Annotated in this window: 17 protein-coding genes and 1 tRNA gene; 6 read left to right on the top strand and 12 right to left on the bottom strand. The window is 44.3% G+C overall.

Annotated elements, in window-relative coordinates:
- Positions 1-33: 33 nt before the first annotated feature.
- The 7 genes from B9G69_RS09050 to B9G69_RS09020 form a co-directional block, all read right to left on the bottom strand.
- Positions 34-669, bottom strand: coding sequence for a hypothetical protein (locus tag B9G69_RS09050; RefSeq protein ID WP_088615860.1), 636 nt, complete (start codon positions 667-669; stop codon positions 34-36).
- Positions 670-785: 116 nt separating this feature from the next.
- Positions 786-1553 (bottom strand): L,D-transpeptidase, encoded by a 768-nt coding sequence (locus B9G69_RS09045; RefSeq protein ID WP_088615861.1) that lies wholly within the window; start codon positions 1551-1553, stop codon positions 786-788.
- 326 nt (positions 1554-1879) lie between these two features.
- Positions 1880-3754 (bottom strand): OPT family oligopeptide transporter, encoded by a 1875-nt coding sequence (locus tag B9G69_RS09040; RefSeq protein WP_088615862.1) that lies wholly within the window; start codon positions 3752-3754, stop codon positions 1880-1882.
- Between the two features lie 147 nt (positions 3755-3901).
- A tRNA-Val gene (locus tag B9G69_RS09035) sits at positions 3902-3977 on the bottom strand.
- 105 nt (positions 3978-4082) lie between these two features.
- Positions 4083-4637 carry a hypothetical protein gene (locus B9G69_RS09030; RefSeq protein WP_088615863.1) on the bottom strand — a complete coding sequence of 185 codons (555 nt, stop codon included), beginning with the start codon at positions 4635-4637 and terminating at the stop codon, positions 4083-4085.
- A 12-nt stretch (positions 4638-4649) separates the two neighbouring features.
- The gene (locus B9G69_RS09025; protein WP_088615864.1) at positions 4650-5753 is read right to left on the bottom strand and encodes a winged helix-turn-helix domain-containing protein; all 1104 of its coding nucleotides are present in this window, start codon (positions 5751-5753) and stop codon (positions 4650-4652) included.
- A 179-nt stretch (positions 5754-5932) separates the two neighbouring features.
- A complete protein-coding gene (locus B9G69_RS09020; RefSeq protein WP_088615865.1) occupies positions 5933-6832 on the bottom strand; it encodes a LysR family transcriptional regulator in 900 nt (299 codons plus the stop codon).
- 93 nt (positions 6833-6925) lie between these two features.
- On the opposite strand from B9G69_RS09020, the gene B9G69_RS09015 reads away from it, so the two are divergent.
- Complete coding sequence (locus B9G69_RS09015) at positions 6926-8035, top strand: S-(hydroxymethyl)glutathione dehydrogenase/class III alcohol dehydrogenase (protein WP_088615866.1); 1110 nt, start codon at positions 6926-6928, stop codon at positions 8033-8035.
- Between the two features lie 8 nt (positions 8036-8043).
- Positions 8044-8877, top strand: a complete 834-nt coding sequence (gene fghA / locus B9G69_RS09010) for an S-formylglutathione hydrolase (protein ID WP_088615867.1) — start codon at positions 8044-8046, stop codon at positions 8875-8877.
- A 20-nt stretch (positions 8878-8897) separates the two neighbouring features.
- Here fghA and B9G69_RS09005 read toward each other — a convergent pair whose 3' ends face one another.
- The 3 genes from B9G69_RS09005 to lon all read right to left on the bottom strand — a co-directional run bounded on the left by B9G69_RS09005 (position 8898) and on the right by lon (position 13377).
- Entirely contained in the window at positions 8898-9749 is an 852-nt protein-coding gene (locus B9G69_RS09005) for a DMT family transporter (RefSeq protein ID WP_088615868.1), read from the bottom strand.
- A 52-nt stretch (positions 9750-9801) separates the two neighbouring features.
- The gene (locus B9G69_RS09000; protein WP_265438047.1) at positions 9802-10731 is read right to left on the bottom strand and encodes a carboxymuconolactone decarboxylase family protein; all 930 of its coding nucleotides are present in this window, start codon (positions 10729-10731) and stop codon (positions 9802-9804) included.
- Between the two features lie 126 nt (positions 10732-10857).
- On the bottom strand, positions 10858-13377 hold the full coding sequence (gene lon / locus B9G69_RS08995; protein WP_088615870.1) for an endopeptidase La: 2520 nt from the start codon (positions 13375-13377) through the stop codon (positions 10858-10860).
- Between the two features lie 337 nt (positions 13378-13714).
- Between lon and B9G69_RS08990 the strand changes: the two genes are divergently transcribed.
- The 3 genes from B9G69_RS08990 (at position 13715) to B9G69_RS08980 (ending at position 16168) form a co-directional block, all read left to right on the top strand.
- Positions 13715-15238 carry an ATP-binding protein gene (locus tag B9G69_RS08990; protein ID WP_254916913.1) on the top strand — a complete coding sequence of 508 codons (1524 nt, stop codon included), beginning with the start codon at positions 13715-13717 and terminating at the stop codon, positions 15236-15238.
- The gene (locus tag B9G69_RS08985; RefSeq protein ID WP_088615871.1) at positions 15235-15624 is read left to right on the top strand and encodes a response regulator; all 390 of its coding nucleotides are present in this window, start codon (positions 15235-15237) and stop codon (positions 15622-15624) included. Before B9G69_RS08990 ends, B9G69_RS08985 begins: the two co-directional genes overlap by 4 nt.
- Before the next feature lie 91 nt (positions 15625-15715).
- Entirely contained in the window at positions 15716-16168 is a 453-nt protein-coding gene (locus B9G69_RS08980; protein ID WP_088615872.1) for a hypothetical protein, read from the top strand.
- Between the two features lie 90 nt (positions 16169-16258).
- On the opposite strand, the gene clpX is transcribed toward B9G69_RS08980, so the two are convergent.
- Both clpX and B9G69_RS08970 read right to left on the bottom strand, forming a co-directional pair.
- The gene (gene clpX, locus B9G69_RS08975) at positions 16259-17551 is read right to left on the bottom strand and encodes an ATP-dependent Clp protease ATP-binding subunit ClpX (protein ID WP_088615873.1); all 1293 of its coding nucleotides are present in this window, start codon (positions 17549-17551) and stop codon (positions 16259-16261) included.
- Positions 17552-17557: 6 nt separating this feature from the next.
- Positions 17558-18163 (bottom strand): ATP-dependent Clp protease proteolytic subunit, encoded by a 606-nt coding sequence (locus B9G69_RS08970; RefSeq protein WP_088615874.1) that lies wholly within the window; start codon positions 18161-18163, stop codon positions 17558-17560.
- Between the two features lie 176 nt (positions 18164-18339).
- Between B9G69_RS08970 and B9G69_RS08965 the strand changes: the two genes are divergently transcribed.
- On the top strand, positions 18340-19851 hold the full coding sequence (locus B9G69_RS08965) for a leucyl aminopeptidase (protein WP_265438044.1): 1512 nt from the start codon (positions 18340-18342) through the stop codon (positions 19849-19851).
- Positions 19852-19885: the final 34 nt, after the last annotated feature.

Raw genomic sequence — 19885 nt, 5'->3', positions numbered from 1 at the left:
GGACGAGTATAAGGGGCTCGTCCTTAGACTAGCTTAAAGATCAAAGAATTTAGGAAGACCCATTTCAGAAACCAACACGATGGAGTAATGAGGTGGCAAGAACCAGCTTAGCGCCTCCGCGATGCCCTGATGTTCTGTTTGGGGCGGATTTCCTAATGACTCAAGAGAGAATGCCAGATCATAGTTTTTGCGGTCTTGGCTCATCACTAAAATGCGTGGGCGCATAACCGCCTGATCGCGGAAGAATTCTTTGATGATTTGGCGAACGTATGCAGGCAAGTATTGAGGTGAGGCATCGCCAGCATGCAAGCCTTGGCCTTTTTCAAATTCTGCAGTGCCGACAATCGTGTCATCAGCAGTTCTATAGAACAAACCAGTTTCTTTAAAATGCCAAAGCATGCCGTATGTGAAAACATAGTCAGGATAGTTTTTGCCGGGATTAACCGCTAACCCCACGCCTTTGATGGCTGCCCATTGCATGATTTTATTGGCAGGCTCCGTCGCATTTTCAGAGGTCTCGACAAGCATGTAAGGCCAACCATCCGGTCCCTGTTGAGGAGCATCCATCATCATCTTTACGTTGCTAGATGTGATCGCCATGAAGAAATCAATTTCCCATTGGTGTTCACGTTGTTCATCAGGGACTTTTACTAGTTCGTTCAATGTCATAAATGCTCCGAAAGGCGGCGGGCCTACTCCGGCAAAGCCGGAGTGCAGACAAACAAAAGGCCAAACCCGCAGGTTCAGCCTTTGTATTTCTCTTAAGAGATAGGGTCAAGTCGTGATTACTTCTCTTCCACGATCACTAAAGAACGGTAGCCTTCTTTGAATTGAGGTTTACCGTATTGGTCTTGCATTTGGCGACCTGTTTTAGTGTCGATGACTGGCATACGGCCTTTATCAGCACTTACAACCGCATCGTGGATGATGTTGATGTGACCAGATTTAACACGCACACAGCCGCTGGAAGCACGTTGCCCCAAGGCAGCAACACCGTTCGCCTCGCCACCAGAGATATCCGGAGGTACTTGGTGAACGGCCAAACCACGAGCATCGTTAAAGAACATTGCGAATGGCATTTGGAATTTGGACTCGCCAGAACGGTAGTTATAGTCATAAACGCGTTTCACAGAATAGAAACCACGAGTTGTGTGTCTCCAGTGTGACTGACGTGAACCTTTGAAGATACCGTTGATAACACCTTTGAATTTTCCGATGTATTCAACTTCTTCAGTTCCTGTTGAAACTTTAGTCGTCAAAACCAAGCGACGGTTCGTATACAGACGAAGAGTTTGCGCACCCTCACCGCGAGCTTTCTTATTGATCACGATGATGTTCGTATAATCGTTATAGTCTGTTTGACCAGCCAGGTAAGCATCTTCATTGAAAAGCTGACCAGCTGGAGCTTCGTAAGCATCTTCAACCATCAAACGTTTTTCCGCTGCTTCACGTTTTGAAAGTTTAAGTGGTTGCTCTTGATCTTGAGGAAAAGATTGAGCATAGGCTGCGAAAGAGAATGTGGACGCCAAAAGCGCTGCCAACAATAGTTTCATGACGACTCCTTAAAAACGTTCTGGAACTTGCGATAAAGTTCACTCGATGGAGTCAGATAACTTAGGCGGCGATGGAAATCATTAGATTTCCTATAAATGGAACAACTCACCATACTTCGCAGACAATAAGTTAATGACATTTAACCGTAGAGGGAGGTTTTGAGTATTGACTGCTTGATTTGCAAGCTGCGTTATAGCCTTTAAATGGCGCGAGAGGGGCAAATCTCCTCTCTAAAAGGGAATTTTAGCCAGGGGCTTTAAGTTGAGTTTTAGGCATAAAAAAACCGCCACGAGGGCGGTTTTTAGTTTGTCGGTGTGCAAGCAATCTATACGAGTGCGTTTTCCAACAAGATCAAAACGATCCCGATGATCGATCCACCGGCGATAATCCCTGCTGCCATCGTTTCTTGATTTTGAACGAAGGCGCGATAGCCAAGACCTTTTTCATTTTTAAATTTCTTGCGAGCGATCCAGAACAACAATGTTCCCAAAGCCATCGACCATGCGTCCGTGAAGCGAAGGACAAAGCCCAAGCCCAAACCAACACCCGATAATGGGAATCTGCCGCGAGTTTTTTTATTTAAAATTTCGATCACGATACCCAAAACCGCGCCGATCGCTGCAGCGGCTTGAGCTGTTGGATGCAAATTACCAAGACCTTTTGTCAAAGCCTCTGCCACACCTTTCCAGATCGCAGCACCCGGAAGTGGCATTGCATCTGAAGTGAATGTGGAAACATCACCATGAAACAAAGAATAGAAAACTGGAACCGCAACAAAGGCGCCTGCGAAAATACCAAGTACGTGACCGATGGCTTGGTGACGAGGCTTACCACCCAACATGTAACCTGGTTTGATATCCATCAACAAGTTTGAAGCATTTAGTGAAACTTCAGATGTAATACCTGCAGTCATTAAGTTTGTTGTGACGTTACCTGGAGCCAAAACTCCGTAAGTGATTTGAGTCAATTTACCCAATGCACCACCCGGAGTGATTGCAGTCAACCCCGTTGATGTCACCGCAATTAAAGTAAACACGAATACCAACGGAATTGCTAAGATACCCAACCAGTAGTGAATACCAAACCAAACGTGACCCAAATACACAACAATAGCACCCACCAATGGAATACCGACTGCAAAGATCCACATTGGAAGCTCGATCTTTTGCAAAACATCATGCTTTTGAATCGTATTTTTAGAAAAGCTTTTCGTGAAAGCTTCCTTCAACATTTTTGGTTTTGAGAAAAAAGAGAACAACGAAGACGTGGTCATCATCGAAGCTCCGCCCCAAAGCGCCCACATCGCGATCGCTTTAAATTTGGCTTCTGGGATGACTCCCGCTTGAATCAGAATCGGAGCGCACAAGAAATAGTTCAGCATTGCACCGATCAGCAAAGACATTGAGGTCTTCATGCTCATTAAACCACCCGTGCCCAACATCACAATCGATGTGTCCCACTGAATAGTCAGATCTTTTAATGGAGTGTTGAACAAACGCGGAGTTGCGAATTTATAAATGAAATCATCCCAGTACTGAGGAAGTGCCAAGAACTTTAGTTTAAGTGCCGTCAAAATGGGCTCGGCACGCAGGAATTCAATCAGTGCTGACAGACCCATACCGCCCATCAAAAGTTTTGCTTTAAAGACGCCATCACCGCCCTCTTCCGAGTGCAAGCTATCTAAAACAACACCTGAAGCATAACCCTCTGGGAAAGGCATCTGTTCATCATTGATAAAACGTTTTTTCAATGGAAACGCGAACAACACACCTAAAAGCGCAAGAACGATGATCCACCAAATTGTTTGGTACATGGGTACCACTTGGCCCGTCACCATCATGTATGCAGGCATGGAAGCCATCAAGGGAGCCGTCATGTAACCAGCACTTGTAGCAATCGATTGCATCGCATTGTTTTCAAGGATCGTCATGTGCGAACCCATCTTCATACGGTCCATGATTTTAAAGAAGGCATAGGATAAAATCACTGACGAGATACCAACCCCAAGAGTCCAACCCGTCTTAATACCAATATACAAATTCGTCAGACTTAAAATTCCGCCCAAGATAATACCCGTTAGCGCTGAACGGATTGTTAACTGAGGCATGTCGCCTTTATAGACGTTCTTTAACCACCACTCGTCTTTTTGTTCGAGTGTCATTGAATGAAGCTGTTCCTGATTAAGCTCTTGAATTGCCATTAAATCTCCATCGATTTTTTCTCGAATGTAATCAGGCAACTATTTTGGGGGGCAGTCAATTGTTGAGATCTTTTGCTGCAGATTTTGGGCATAAAAAAACCACCTCGAGGGTGGTTATTTTTCGATAGGAACCAATCTTTAGAAGATTGGTAGGGAGTACAGGATTCGAACCTGCGACATCCACCTTGTAAGGGTGGCGCTCTACCAACTGAGCTAACTCCCTATCGGTAAGAAGGACCTATGTTTATCTGCGTCCTTCTGACTTTGCAATATCTTTTTTAATTTTTTTAAATTTTTGTAGAAGGCTATCGCCCCCTACTATTCAACCCTAGTGGCTAAGGCAAGTTTCCTGCGTAAATTTAAAGCGGGAAGAAACCTTAGTCAGCTGTAAGTGGACCATATCACTAGTAGTTCTGGCACCCAGATCACCAATAGATAGAACCATCACAGATCCCGTGTAGAGATTACCCATAACCGGAGGTTGCGGAGAATCTTCACGTTTAAACGAAGTCAGCTTCAAACGGTACGTCGTACCCCCACAGCTTGTCATCTGCGCTAGGATAATTTGATCTCTTTCGAAACCGACACCAGTTGCAAGGACTCGACGAGTTTCACCATCGATTTGACGCACTAGAAGTTGGCGACCGCCGCTTGCTTGCTTCACAACTTTGAATGCGAAGTAAGACACGTAGTCATCCTGCTCAACTTTCCACAAACCTGAGATATCATCCCAAGGGAAAGGCTGCGCTTGTGACCAAGGCCATGGAACAGGACGGTTGTCTCCAGTTGGCATGATGTTGCCTTCTTGTTCAGAAGAAAGCACATGCGCATGACCCACGCTGGAGAAAATCAACAGAGCTGCTAATAAAATATGACGTAACATGAAGTACCCCTACTAGTGCTCGAAATGGACTCGAGCAGCTTTATTCATGTAATAGCCGTTTTTGGCTCTAAAAATGTATTTCGGTTTTTCATAATCTGGTTCGATCAACTTACGCAGACGTTTGATCGTCACGTAAATCTTATTGTCGTGGATCGCAGGATCATATGGCTGCTTCCAAACATTCTCGACCAGGAATTCTTTCGAATAGATCGTGCCTTGGTTCTGAACGAACAGGCGCAAAAGATCCAAAAGAATAAACTGATTTTTAAAGTCGATACGACCCAACTTACGCTCAGTAACCGCATGGTTTACTTCGTCGAAAACAAGATCGTAGCTGTGTTGAGAATCCGCGCCGATTTTAGCAGCGTAGAACTGGGCGATTTTTGCCAAACGAACATGGTTCTCGGAATCGATAGATTTTTGAGCCAGCGCCAAGTAAACGCGAGCCAAATCCTTATCGCCCATTTCGAAATAGACGTCACCCAATTGGATCATCAAGTACGCTGCGGAAACCACGTTACGAGTCTCTTTCAGAGCATCGTAGGCTTTCCACAACACAGTCACAGCCTCCTCGTACTTTTTCATTTGTGCGAGGATGTTACCGTTCAAAATCAATGATGAAATTTTAAGATCAGGAAGATTGTAAACCTGGAAGAATACTTCAAGGTTATAGATCTCTTTCAAAGCATCAGCATAACGAGCCATGCCTGGAGAAGAGTAAACCATCGCAAGACCGAAGATGGCGTTGCAGATGTCTTCTTTGTTGTCTGAAGCAAGCGCGATTGCGAGCGCTTTTTGAACGTAATCAAGGGCCACATCGTTTTGACCTTTGTAAGACGCACAGACAGCAAGATAGTAGTAAGTTTTAGAATTAAGTTCGAAGCCCTCGTTCAAAACTAAGTCTTGGAGTTTTTCCTTAGCTTTGTTGATTTCTTCTGTTTGTTCGCGTTCGGCAAAAATACGCAACAACAAGTTTTGGCACTTGAGATAAAGAGAAAAGTTCTTTTCAGCGAAATAGCCTTCGGCAGCTTCGCGAAGATGGTCCGTTGCGGGACCGAACTCTCCACGATCGCAATACAGCTTGCCGAGCTCATAGGCGCGATCGAATTGACTCATAAGAAATTAAAACTCCAAGTTTTTTTAAAGGAGGACAGGTTTTGTCAGATTGTCAGGATATCGTCAACGAAGGATGCGGGCTGTTGCTGAAATTTTAAGCATACTGAGAATTGATTTCAGTAATGTAATGACCAAACGCCTACTTGGAGTGATTGCTCGGCGCAACATGTGGGAATTATTTAGAATAAAACGTGTCCATAGTCGTCCGCGAGATGCTTCTTAACCTCTTGGATAAACGTTTTTACATTGATGTTTTGCTTATGCCGTATCGGTGTGACAGCCCAAATGTCCTTTTTGCCTTCGTTGAAATTTTCAAGAACCGATACCAAACGGCCTTTTCTGATTTCCTCAAAAGCATAGGAACCCGGCAGCCTAGCGATCCCCAAACCCGCCAGGGCAGCCTTTTGTAAGACGCGGGGATTGTTACTTTTAAAATTGCCAGCGACAGGAACCTGAAAAGTTTTACCGCGTTTTTTAAAACTCCACGAACTTCGCTCGCCGATGCAATTGTGATTAATCAAGTCCCGTGGGTCTTTCAAATCCGGCGAGTGAGCCAGATAACCTTTTGAGCAAACCACGTATTCAAAGCGGGATGCGATTTTTTGTGCCATCAAAGACGAGTTTTCTAAATGCCCGATACGAATCGCGACATCGAACTTTTCCTCGATCAAATCCACAATGCGTGTCGAGAAGTTTAATTCAACTTTAAGTTCTGGATACTTTTTCGCCATTTCGATCACGATGGGTGCGATATAGTCTTCACCGAAAATCCCTGCAAGCGTCACACGCAAAGTTCCGCGCGGAGTTTCTGACAGGTCTAAGATTTCTTGCTTGGCCGAATCTAAATTCTTTAAAGATTCCCGGCAGGTCTCTAAAAAGCGTTCACCCAAGTGGGTAAGCTGCACTTTGCGAGTCGAGCGAACGAAAAGTGCAATTCCCAAGTCCGATTCAAGTTGGCGAATGTTTTTACTAATGTGAGATTTGGAAACGTTTAACTGCTCTGCCGCCTTGGAGAAGCTTCCGACTTCAGCGACTTTGACAAACGAAATGATTCCCTGCAGGGACTTTATTGTTTCCATACAGAAACAGTATTGTTCCTTTGGTTGCCTAGTCGAGGACGCGGTATCTCCATATAATTCCTTCATCTATTTTTGCACGTCTAAGGAGACTGAATGAAAATCAAAGCAGCAGTTGCATGGAAAGCCGGAGCCCCACTAACCATCGAGGAAATCGATCTTGAAGCACCGAAAAAGGGCGAAGTTCTGGTTAAAGTTGTCGCCACTGGCGTTTGTCACACAGACGCGTTCACACTGTCTGGTGCTGATCCTGAAGGTTTATTCCCAGTTGTTTTGGGTCACGAAGGTGGCGGTATTGTTGAAGCTGTTGGCGAGGGTGTTACGACTTTGAAAAAAGGCGATCATGTGATTCCCCTTTACACACCCGAGTGCCGCGAATGTAAATTCTGTTTGTCTGGTAAAACAAATCTGTGCGTTCGCATTCGTGCGACTCAAGGTAAAGGTTTGATGCCAGATGGAACGTCACGTTTCTCGAAAGATGGCAAAATGATCCATCACTATATGGGTTGTTCGACATTCGCTGAATATACAGTGGTTCCTGAAATCGCGTTAGCAAAAGTAAATCCCGCAGCTCCCTTAGAAAAGGTGTGTTTGCTTGGTTGTGGTGTGACCACGGGTATCGGTGCCGTTCTGAATACGGCCAAAGTGGAAAAAGGCGCAACTGTTGCTGTGTTTGGTTTGGGTGGAATCGGACTGTCAGTTATCCAAGGTGCTAAAATGGCAGGTGCATCTCGTATCATCGCCATCGATATCAACGATGCAAAACGCGACATGGCTGAAAAATTTGGTGCCACTGATTTCGTTAATCCAAAGAACTTTGAAAAGCCAATCCAACAAGTCATCGTTGAAATGACTGAATGGGGAGTTGATTACTCTTTTGAATGTGTAGGCAGCACAGCACTTATGCGCGCGGCCCTTGAGTGTGCTCACCGCGGTTGGGGTCAATCGATCATCATCGGCGTTGCGGGTGCTGGACAGGAGATCTCGACTCGCCCATTCCAATTGGTGACCGGTCGTGTATGGAAAGGTTCTGCTTTCGGTGGAGTGAAAGGTCGTACAGAGCTTCCTAAATACGTCGACCAGTATATGTCAGGTGAAATCAATATCGACGATATGGTGACATTTGAAATGCCGCTTGAAGATATCAACAAAGCCTTTGATTATATGCATGAAGGTAAAAGCATTCGCTCTGTTATTAAAATGTAGGAGAGACCATGGAAGTAAAACTTCTTAAGTCGCACAAGACATTCGAAGGTAAAACTCAATTTTGGGAGCACGATTCAAGCTCGACGAAAACCAAAATGAAGTTTTCCACTTTTATCCCGCAAGGCTTGGTCAAGGGTTGTGTGATTTGGTTGTCGGGACTGACTTGTACAGACGAAAACTTTATTACAAAGGCAGGGGCGCAAAAATATCTGGCAGAACACCAGTTGATGGTGATCTGTCCTGATACGTCGCCACGTGGTTTGCAACTGCCGGGCGAGCACGACTCCTACGATTTTGGATCTGGTGCGAGTTTTTATTTAGATGCTTTGACTGAAGGCTATCGCGATCACTATCGCATGTTCACTTACATCAGCGAAGAATTACACCTATTGATTCAGACTCAGTTCCAAGTTCCGAAAAACAAAATCTCTATCATGGGACACTCCATGGGTGGTCACGGGGCTTTAATCATTGGTCTGCGTGAAAGTCAGAAGTTTCAGTCGATTTCTGCCTTTGCACCCATTGTAAATCCCATGAACTGTGCGTGGGGGCAAAAAGCTTTTACAGGTTATTTAGGTGAAGACAAATCATTGTGGAATCAATACGACGCGACCGAAATCGTTCGCAGCGGAGCCCACGGCAACAGCATTTTGATTGACCAAGGATTAGCAGATGAATTTTATGAAAAAGGACAGCTACTAACACCGCATTTTGAGAAAGCTTGTTTAGAAGTGGGGCAAAAAGTCGAAGTAAAATACAGAGGCGATTATGATCACAGCTATTACTTTATTGCGACATTCATCGAAAACCATATTCAGCATCACTCTAAGTTTTTGACTTGAGGCGACCATGGGGTGTGCATCTAAAGACTTAGAAGCACAGCCCCTGCTCCCACGACCAGAGCACCAGCTATCTGAACTCTTGTCAGAGATTCCTTCAATAAAAACGAAAATAGCACGGCAAAAAAGATCGAAGCGTTTCTTAACGAAATCGCAAATCCCGGGACTGATACTTTCAATCCATATAAGAATATCACAAAGGACATATTGGCGGCGGTTCCAGCTGCGATGGCCTTAATGCTTTCACGACGCACGACCTGTTTCACTCGATTCACTCTTTCTCCGGTGATTGCAAACCACAGAAACGGCCAAGATATGACCATGGCCACAGCGAATAAGCTTTTCGGCTCAGCTCCATGATGAAGTGCTTGATGATAACTTAAATGGTATCCGCCAATGAAGAATGCGCAAACCCATGCCCATGGTACTTTGGTGAACCATCCCGTCTTTTCACTTTTCTTTTCGCCAAGGCTTGGAAAACTGAGGACGACGATTCCTCCTAAAACCAAAACAGCTCCTAAGGTCTGCAAAGGAGAAGCTGTTTCACCCATAAATGTAGTAGAGATGATCCACACAAAGATCATCGCCCCACCACGCATGATCGAGTAAGCCTTACCCAACTGACTTTGCTTTAATGACCATGCCAGTGTCACAAAATAAGCCCCCTCGGAAATTCCTGAGAGAATCGCCCACTTAAGCGGAGTTCCTGCAGCAAACTGATCAGTAAAGAATATAAGCGAAACCGCAATGATCAAATTGCTGACCGTCATTGCAACAAAAAGGAAAGCTTCCTTATCCTTGGTGGTTTTCGCGATCGCGTTCCAACTGGCGTGAAGAAAAGCTGATGATAAAAGTAAAAGGGCACTCGAGTTCATCGGTGCCCATCATAGCCCACAGAAATTTCAATCGGCAATGCTCGATTTGCTTTTATTTCGAGGAAATTTGTTTATTCATTTGATTCTTTTTTTCTTCCATACGGTTAAAAATCTGATCAACTTCCCGCTCGAACTCCTTTTGCGGTTGCTGCATGCCATTTAGAAATGTACTCCAGTGACGAGTCAAACCCGCCATGGCGACTGTCTCGCGCATCTGCTCTTCGGTGGCTTGGTGAAGCTTTGCGAATTCCGAATAAATATATACACAGTACTGACATGGTGTCTGGGCCGAGACGGCCAAACTGATTAAGTCTATGGTTGCAGGTGCTAAGGGAGATTTTGGATTCATGCTTAACATTTTGTGCTCATTCCAAGCGCCTGCAATTCCTTTCGCTGCGTATGGTTTCACGAAGGCCGGCGTTACTCCCAACATGTTTTGCATATCTTTGTAAGCACCATTTGCATCACCGATCAGCGGCTCTGACTGGTGTTCTGTCACGGCGCCTGGCTTTTTGTTTTTAAAACTTGAAATCATTTTATCCACGTCCATCTTAAACTTTGGAAATGGAATCGGAGAACCTTCCCAGAATGTCGCCCATTTACGTGTATCTGCGGCGATGGCTAGCGCATAATTTAGTTCTTGATCGGTGGCACCGTTAAATTTTGCGGCTCTTTTATGAAAATAAACACAGTAAGTGCACGGTATTTGTGCGGCGACCGCGAGACCAATAAGTTCTTTTGTTTTCGGAGTTAAGGCCGTCGTGGGATTTAATTGAATATCGCGAAATTCTTGCCAAGCACCCGAAATTCCTTCTTGCGGAAACTCTTTCATAAAAGTTGGAATCGTTCCAAAAGTCGCACGGATTTCTTCGTAGGCTGCTTGCGCCTGGGGATTTTGAGAAACAACGGTTTCGGGTTTCTGAGCGGCGAATGCCACAAAGAAGAACAAAAGCGGCGCCATAAGAGGCAAAAGTATTTTCATAAGATACTCCGGTGTGAATAACTAAATATTATTCCCGCCAAAGTAATACGGTAGTTCGGCCTAAAAAAAACAAAGGGCTCGTCTTGCGACCAGCCCTTTGAAGTTTATTTTCGATGTTCGTCCAGCCTAGTGGTGTGCGACGTTCTGTTGCCCTGTGTATTGAGCCTTGATACCAAACTCGCGTTCCTTTTGGATTTTGAAGATCTCTTTTGGATTTTTGATATCCAAAGCGTTGATCAACACTTGATCCACATGGTCCACAAGGATGACTTTCAAGTCCTTCATCACTTCCTTCGGGATGTCCTTAAGATCTTTTTCGTTCTCTTTAGGACAGATGATCATCTTGATGCCACCGCGGTGAGCTGCCAGAGTTTTCTCTTTCAAACCACCGATTGCCATCACACGACCACGAAGGGAAACCTCACCCGTCATTGCCACTGTGCGCTTAACTGGGATTTTCGTGATTGCTGACACGATTGAAGTCGTCAATGCGATACCTGCTGAAGGACCGTCTTTAGGAACTGCGCCTTCTGGCAAATGGATGTGTACGTCGATATTCGCAAAGTATTCTTTATCCAAACCGAATAAAGGACCTCTTGAACGAACGTAGCTCATCGCTGCCGCACAAGATTCTTTCATCACGTCTCCAAGTTGACCAGTAACTGTGAATTTACCTTTACCAGGTACCACACTTACTTCAACAGCCAACAAGTCACCGCCCACTTCTGTCCAAGCCATACCGTTTGTAAGACCGATTTCATTTTCAGCCTCGATTTGACCGAATTTGAATTTATGAGGTCCCAACAACTCGACTAGTTTTTGCGAAGTCACAACGTAACCTGCATTTTTACCAGTTTCAGCTTTCGTCGAAGTCTTAGCCCCTTTAGCACCTTTTTTAGCAGCAGCTGTTTTACCAGCAGCTTTCTTAGCAGTGCCTTCAGATTTAAAATCACTCAAAGTTTCGCTCATCACGATATCTTTTGCGACTTTACGGCAAACGTTCGCTACTTGTCTTTCAAGGTTACGGACGCCGGCTTCACGAGTATAGAAACGGATGATGTCGCGGATAGCTTCATCTTTAACCGTCACTTTGTGATCTTTCAAACCATGGTTTTCCAATTGTTTTGGAACCAGGTAGTTTTTCGCGATGTGGAATTTCTCCTGCTCGATATAACCTTCAAGCTGGATGATTTCCATACGATCCAACAATGGACGTGGGATTGTATGAAGGCTGTTCGCCGTCGCGATGAACATTACTTTTGAAAGATCGTATTCAACTTCAAGATAGTGATCTTGGAACGTCGAGTTTTGCTCTGGGTCCAAAACCTCAAGCATTGCAGCTGAAGGGTCACCTCTAAAGTCATTCGCCATTTTGTCGATTTCATCCAGAAGAACTAGTGGATTCCCTTTATCAACCTTGCGCAAAGCTTGGATGATTTTACCTGGCATCGCACCAACATAAGTTTTTCTGTGACCGCGAATCTCAGCTTCGTCTCTCACGCCTCCCAAAGAGATACGTGCGAAAGAACGATTCAAAGATTCAGCGATTGATTTCGCCAAAGACGTTTTACCTACGCCCGGAGGACCTGCAAGGCACAAGATAGGGCCTTTCATATCTTTCGAAATTGAAAGAACTGCTAGATACTCAAGGATGCGGTCTTTAACCTTCTCAAGTCCGAAGTGCTCGTCATCCAAAATGCGCTGAGCATTTTTGATGTCATGTTTCTCTTCGGAGTAATCTTGCCATGGAAGCGACAAGATCCAGTCGATGTAGTTACGAACCACAGTCGCCTCAGCTGACATCGGTGACATAAGCTTCAATTTCTTGATCTCTTTCATCACTTTGTCTTTAGCTTCTTGAGACATTTTTTTGTTTTTACATTTGATCTCTAGATCTTGAAGCTCAGCTTGGTAATCGTCTTTCTCGCCAAGTTCTTTTTGAATGGCCTGCATTTGCTCATTCAAATAGTACTCTTTCTGAGAGCGCTCCATTTGCTTTTTCACGCGAGTGCGGATCTTTTTCTCCACTTCTAGGATTTCGATCTCGCCCGTCATCAAGTTCAACAAATGCTCCAAGCGTTTGCTTGCATCGATGATCTCAAGCACGGCTTGCTTGTCTTCAAGTTTCAAGTTCAATTGAGCAACGATAATGTCAGCCAATTCACCTGGGTTCTCGATAGTAGAAACTCTCATCAAGATTTCAGGTGGAATGCGTTTGTTCAATTTCACGTATGTTTCGAAAGTTGTTTTCACAGAGCGCACCAACGCCTGTGCTTCGACAACGTTCGTTCCGTCTTCGTCTAGAGACTCAACAGCCACCATGAAAAAGTTATCGTTGTTTACGAAATTCTTAATCTTTACGCGACGTTTACCTTCAACCAAAACCTTCACAGTTCCGTCTGGCAGACGAAGCAACTGAATGATCGTACCAACAGTGCCGATCGCAAAGATGTCCTTAGGTTCGGGATTGTTCGTTTTAGCGTCCTTTTGCGCCGCCAATACGATGTCGGTTTGTTTGCTCATCGCCTCTTCTAGAGCGTTGATGCTCTTTTCGCGACCTACAAACAGAGGCATCATCATATGTGGAAATATGATCAAGTCTCTTAGGGGCAAAAGCGGTAGTTGTGTTACTTTTCCCTCGCTCATATCCTCTCCCTCCCTTGGGTTAACGAGCTTCTTGCACTATTAGAACAAGAGGATCTTCATTCAGGTTAATTAATCCGTTAAAACCTTAGCGAATCCTTCACTTATTTTAACGATGGTAACGATTGCTGGGAAGTAAATATGTGAGCTAAAAAAATAGTCTGGCCCCTGTCAGTTTTCTGAATGTCATATGCCTGCTTATTTTTTGAGCATTTGTGGCCTAAATTTTGATGCGAAAATCTATCTGAAAACCGCGTGAAATTGAGATTCTTTCTGAATTGTAATACCCCCGAAGCAGATTTTAATCCCCTTTTTTGTCGACTTGATCGATAAGTGCTGTGTGACACGCGAACAATCCAAATGGGCTCATACCAATTCACTGAGCCTCAAGTTGCTTATAGCGACTTGGGCGGTCAGTTCCTTTGCGACGTTAGTTTTAACGGCGGGTCAGCTTATTTTGGATTATCAAAAAGATTTCGACAAGTTGCAGAACAACTTCTCCATCATCAAAAACTCGTATCTAGATTCCATGGCAGAGCATTTGTGGTCTTACGACACGCGCCTCTTGGAAATCCAGCTTGATGGTTTAAGTCGCTTGCAGGGTGTGAGCTATCTAAAACTTGTTGCCGACAACAAAACGATCTATGAAACCGGCGTCACCGATCCTGCCGAAGAATCTCACCGGAGCTTCGAGATTTTGCATAAAAATACCAACGAAGTCCTTGGTACTTTGGACGTCGAGTTAGACGTAAGAAATCTGCGCGAAAAATACTTCCACGAAGCCATTTGGATTTTCATCCGCCAAGCTGCCAAGACAATGATTGTTGTCTTCTGTTTGTATTTTATCTTTAACCGCATTGTTGTCGTACACATCAAACGCATTGTTGAACATCTGACATCGGATGAGCGCACTCGTGGGGAATTGAAATTAGATCGTCCACACAGTGAAGTGAAAGACGAGCTGGATATCCTGGTTGATTCCATCAACAAATTTAAGCAAGAGCTTTTAGAGGCCAACCAGCAACTTGAACAACTCAATCAGGCCCTAGAACACAAGGTGATGAATCGTACGCGCGAGCTAACGACGAAAAATCAAAGCCTGGAAAAAGCCATGCTGCAGATCAAGCGTATGCAAGCAACATTAGTGGCTCAAGAGAAGTTGGCATCTCTAGGGAGCTTAACAGCCTCCGTAGCCCACGAAATTCGTAACCCATTAAACTTCGTCTTAAACTTTTCTGAACTTTTAAGCGAGTCCGAGGACGGCGAAGAACTGCGAGAGATCAGTCGCGTTATACTGAAACACTCTCAACGTATCGATCAGATCGTACGCTCCATGCAAATCTTGTCTGGTTATGACAGTGATATTCTTGAGCCTACGGACGTGAACGAAGTTGTTAAGAAAGCTTACCAACAAACTATCGCAAATCGCGCGCTAGGTTCTGCGTATATTCCGCCTAAAGTGAATTATCGCTTGGCAGACTCTGTTCAAGCGCAAACTTACTCAGCATCTCTGATGAGAGCCCTGTCAAACATCATTGACAACTCGATCCACGCTCTTGAGAAAAAAGTTTTAACAGAGAAAAATTTTGACCCTGAATTAACAATTTCCACTGCTGTTCGTGGCGACAACGTGGAAATTTCCATCCGTGATAATGGAATCGGAATACCTTCAATCTTAGGCGAAAAAGTATTTGATCCTTTCTTGACAACGAAGGCACCTGGAGAAGGGGCTGGTCTTGGGCTGACTGTCGCATTTAACATTGCGCAAAAGCACGGTGGCACATTAAAGTACACAAGTGAGTTTGGTCAGTGGACTGAATTCGTAATGGCTTTACCGATGGTGCACGAAAGACTTCATCCATGATTCATATAGTGGTTGTTGATGATGAGGCAGATACGCATCTGCTTTATAAATTGAAATTTAAAAAGTTTTTTGCGGCACTTGGTGGCGTGAAGCTTGTTTCATTTCTGAATGCAATCGACTGCCTAAACTATCTTCGCATTGCCGATGCTCCAAAAGTTGATTTAATCATGTCTGATATCAATATGCCGGAAATGGATGGCTTTGAGCTTTTGCAAGAAGTCCGCAAAATGCATCCCGAACTGCTTTTCTATGTCGTTAGCGCCTATGAATCGTCTGAATTTCGCAGTCGTGCTGAACAACTTGGGGCGCAACGCTTCCTAAGTAAACCTGTTGATTTTCACACACTTGGCGAAGCTCTTAAGACAGATCTCAATCTTTCTTTGTAATCCTACGTAAAATGCTTTTAACTTTGATCCTGGGGGAACAAGTTTCGTAAAAGGAAATTACGAGACTTAATATTTCACGGAGGGGATCCAAATGAAAAAAATCGTATTGTCAGTGCTATTGCTTTTAGCCGGAAGCGTTCCAGCTTTCGCAACGCCAATCACGTCAGACAACATTATTGGTCGCTATAACGTTGAGGCTTCCTACATGTTCCAAAAGGCCTACATGAAATTCAACGTTATCAATAATCGCGAATTCGAAATCACTCGTTACTATAAAAACGGCGACGTGGATCCCACTTGCCAAGGTTCCTTCGTAGTGACTAACAGCCTGTACTACAACGAAGCTGGCAAACTTATGACCGGTGGACGTTATTTTAAAGGTGTCTTCACTTGCCCTAACGATCGTTCCAAAAAAATCGACTTTAATATCGATTATAAGAACACTCAGGTCGAAGATCTTCCAAAGGGTGTCAACGTAACGGCTACGTCCTCGATGGTGCCAGGCGGGGCGAAATTAAAAGCCTACGTCATCAAACTTCCATAATTCGTAAAAAAGAAAAAACCCAGAGAGTGATCTCTGGGTTTTTAGTTTTTATTTGCTTTCAGATTCTACTCCGACGAATCGGAGAGAGTGCTAAGCGGAACTTTTCTTAGCTTCTGCCTCAGCTTCAGCTTTCATTTCCTCTTCAGTTTTGTAAACCAACATTGGCTGGCCGCCATCGTTGATCACGTTTTCATCGATGATCACTTCTTTCACGTTATTTTTAGATGGGATGTCGTACATAATGTCGAGCATCGCCGTCTCAAGCACACCACGCAGACCGCGGGCACCTGTTTTACGTTTCAAAGCCATTTGTGCAACCGCACGCAAAGCTTTATCAGTGAACTTCAACTCAACACCCTCGAACGAGAACAATTTTTGGTATTGCTTAGTAATCGCGTTTTTAGGGCGAACCAAGATATCCATCAATGCTTCTTCGTCCAATTGACCAAGAACAGCGATCGCTGGCAAACGACCGATAAACTCTGGGATCAAACCGAACTTGGACAAATCGTCTGGTTCAACTTTCGCCAATAGATCAGCTTGAGCTGACTCTTTAGCAGTGCGGATTTCAGCCGCGATACCCAAAGTTTTATTTGTTGTTCTGTTTTCGATGATTTTATCCAAACCAACGAATGCACCACCCACGATGAACAGAATGTTCGTAGTATCCACTTGGATGAATTCCTGTTGTGGATGTTTACGACCACCTTTCGGAGGTAAATTTGCAACAGTACCTTCTAGGATTTTTAGAAGTGCTTGTTGCACACCCTCACCCGATACGTCACGAGTGATGGATGGGTTTTCAGACTTACGAGAAATCTTATCGATCTCGTCCACGTAGATAACGCCTTTTTGAGCTTTTTCTACGTCATAGTCTGAAGATTGAAGAAGGTTTAGAACTACGTTTTCAACGTCTTCACCTACGTAACCTGCTTCAGTCAATGTCGTTGCATCCGCCATTGCGAATGGAACGTTAAGGATTTTAGCGATTGTTTGCGCCAACAAAGTTTTACCGGAACCAGTTGGACCGATCAAAAGGATGTTGGATTTTTGCATTTCAACGTCAGCAGATTTTTTACCGCCCGACATCGCGTTCACACGTTTATAGTGATTGTGAACCGCAACAGCCAAAGTTTTCTTAGCTTGAGTTTGGCCGATCACGTAATCATCAAGGTAAGTTTTGATATCAGCTGGTTTAGGGACTTTGAACGTACCCTTAACTGCCGTCTCTTTCTCTTTTTCCTCGTCGATGATGTCGTTACATAGGTCAATACATTCATCGCAGATATAAACGCCAGGACCAGCAATAAGTTTTTTAACTTCTTTTTGGCCTTTGCCGCAGAAACTACATCTTAATGTGCCGTTTGTATCTTTAGTCGTCATCTCTGGTTACCCTTTTTTCATCTTACGAGATTCTACAACGTGATCGAGCAAACCGAACTCTTTCGCTTGGTAAGGGTCCATGAAATTGTCCCTTTCCATTTGATCTTTTAAGAATTGGTACTCGCGGCCCGTGTGAGTTTCATAAATACGAGTCAGTTTTTCTTTAGTTTTCAAAAGCTCTTTAGCATGAATTTCGATGTCTGTTACTTGACCAGACAAACCACCACCAGAAAGAAGCGGTTGATGGATCATGATACGAGTGTTTGGTAGGCTGTAACGTTTGCCTTTAGTTCCCGCAGTCAAAAGCAAAGAACCCATGGAAGCTGCCATACCCATGCAATATGTCGCCACGTCGCACTTCACGAACTGCATCATGTCGTAAATCGCCAAGCCAGCAGACACGCTGCCCCCTGGAGAGTTGATGTACAAATGGATGTCCTTTTCAGGGTTATCAGACTCTAGGAAAAGGAACTGAGCGATAAGAGCGTTAGCTACTTCATCCGTCACTGGCGAACCAAGAATAATAATGCGGTCTTTAAGCAGGCGGGAATAGATGTCGTAAGATCTTTCGCCTTTGGAAGTCTGTTCGATGACGTAAGGAATTAGTGCCACTGGTGTCTCCTAATAGTTGTCTGTACCCTTCGGGCGTGCCGAAGAAGCTGAAGTCTTATGCTGTGCTACCTATCGGAATACTCCAGCAAGACTTTATGAAAAAGCCTTTGACCCCTAGGAGTGCTATGTTACATCTAACCAAGCCCAAATTACACAATCATTTTAAGAGGTTTACTATGGCTTTTAACTTACTGAACAAAGATATTGATACTTTGAGTTGCCCGGCTTTGGTCGTGTTTTCGAAGGCGTCCTCACAAAAGGACAAGCCAGCGAAAGTGACTCATATTGAGCTGAACAAGCAACTTGTTGATTCTATCTCTGAAAAGACAATTACTGGGAAACATCAAGAAGCGATCACATTCCGTGAATTCAATATCTCCGGCTACCGTCATCTCATCGTTGTCGGTCTAGGTAAGGAAAACGAAATCACTCATGAATCTGTACGTCAGTCTGTGGCTTCTGCTCTTGAAGCAATCAAATCTTTGAACGTTAAAGAAGCTGCTTTGCACTTTGACGGCATAACTGCTGGTAAAAAAGACGCTGCTGACTTTGCAAAAGCAGTTGCGGAAGGTTTGGTTCTTACTTCATACGTATTCGACGAGTTAAAATCTACGACTAAAACTAAAAAAGCTGAAGAAGAGTTGAATGTTCACGTTGTTACTAAATTGGCAGCTGATAAAGCTGTTAAAGCCGCTTTCAACGAAGGCGCTGTATTGGGTAACGTCGTTAACTTCTCTCGTCGCCTTGGTGACATGCCAGGTAACTTGATGACTCCGACAATCCTTGCTGACTCTGCAGTGGCTGCTGCTAAAGGTATCGCAAACTTGAAAGTAACAGTTTGGGATAAAGCACGTATCAAAAAGGAAAGAATGGGCGGTCTTCTTGGTGTTGCTGCGGGCTCTGATCAAGAGCCACGTTTCATCATCATGGAATACAAAGGTGCAGCTGCTTCTAAAAAGCCAGTTTGCTTCGTTGGTAAAGGGCTAACATTCGACTGCGGTGGTATCTCTATTAAGCCAGGCGCAGGTATGGAAGAAATGAAATACGACATGTGCGGTGGTGCAAACGTAATCGGTACTTTGCTTGCAATCGCTCAATTGAAATTGAAAGTAAATGCAGTTGGTTTGGTGGCTTCCACTGAAAACTTGATCAACGGTTCTGCTACTAAGCCAGGTGACGTTCACACAGCTCGTAACGGTAAAACGTTCGAAGTGAACAACACGGATGCTGAAGGTCGTTTGATCCTTGCAGATGCTTTGTCATATGCAACTGAACTTGAACCTCAAGTTATCTGTGACGCCGCGACTTTAACGGGTGCTATGGTTGTTGCTTTGGGCAACACTCACACTGGTTACTTCACTCGCAATACTGCTTTGAAAACTAAAATCGAAAAAGCAGCAGTTCAATCAGGTGAATGGGTTTGGAACATGCCTTTGACTGACTTCCACGTGAAAGACATGAAAGGCGTTTACGCCGATCTTTCTAACATCTCTTCTGGTAAAGGTGCTGGTTCTGCAACTGCAGCGGCATTCCTTGAGCAGTTCGTTGGCGAAGACATCCCTTGGGCTCACTTCGATATCGCGGGTACTGGTTGGGCAGTAGGAAATCGTTTGCCGTACGCTCCCAAAAAAGGTGCTTCAGGCGCGATGATCCGTACATTCGTTGAAGTTGCAAAACAATACGTTTAGTTTTTTAAACTCAGTTATAATTTTAAAGGCCTTG

Source organism: Bdellovibrio sp. SKB1291214 (assembly GCF_002209355.2).
Classification (GTDB): domain Bacteria; phylum Bdellovibrionota; class Bdellovibrionia; order Bdellovibrionales; family Bdellovibrionaceae; genus Bdellovibrio.
This window is presented reverse-complemented; position numbering and strand designations above follow the sequence as displayed.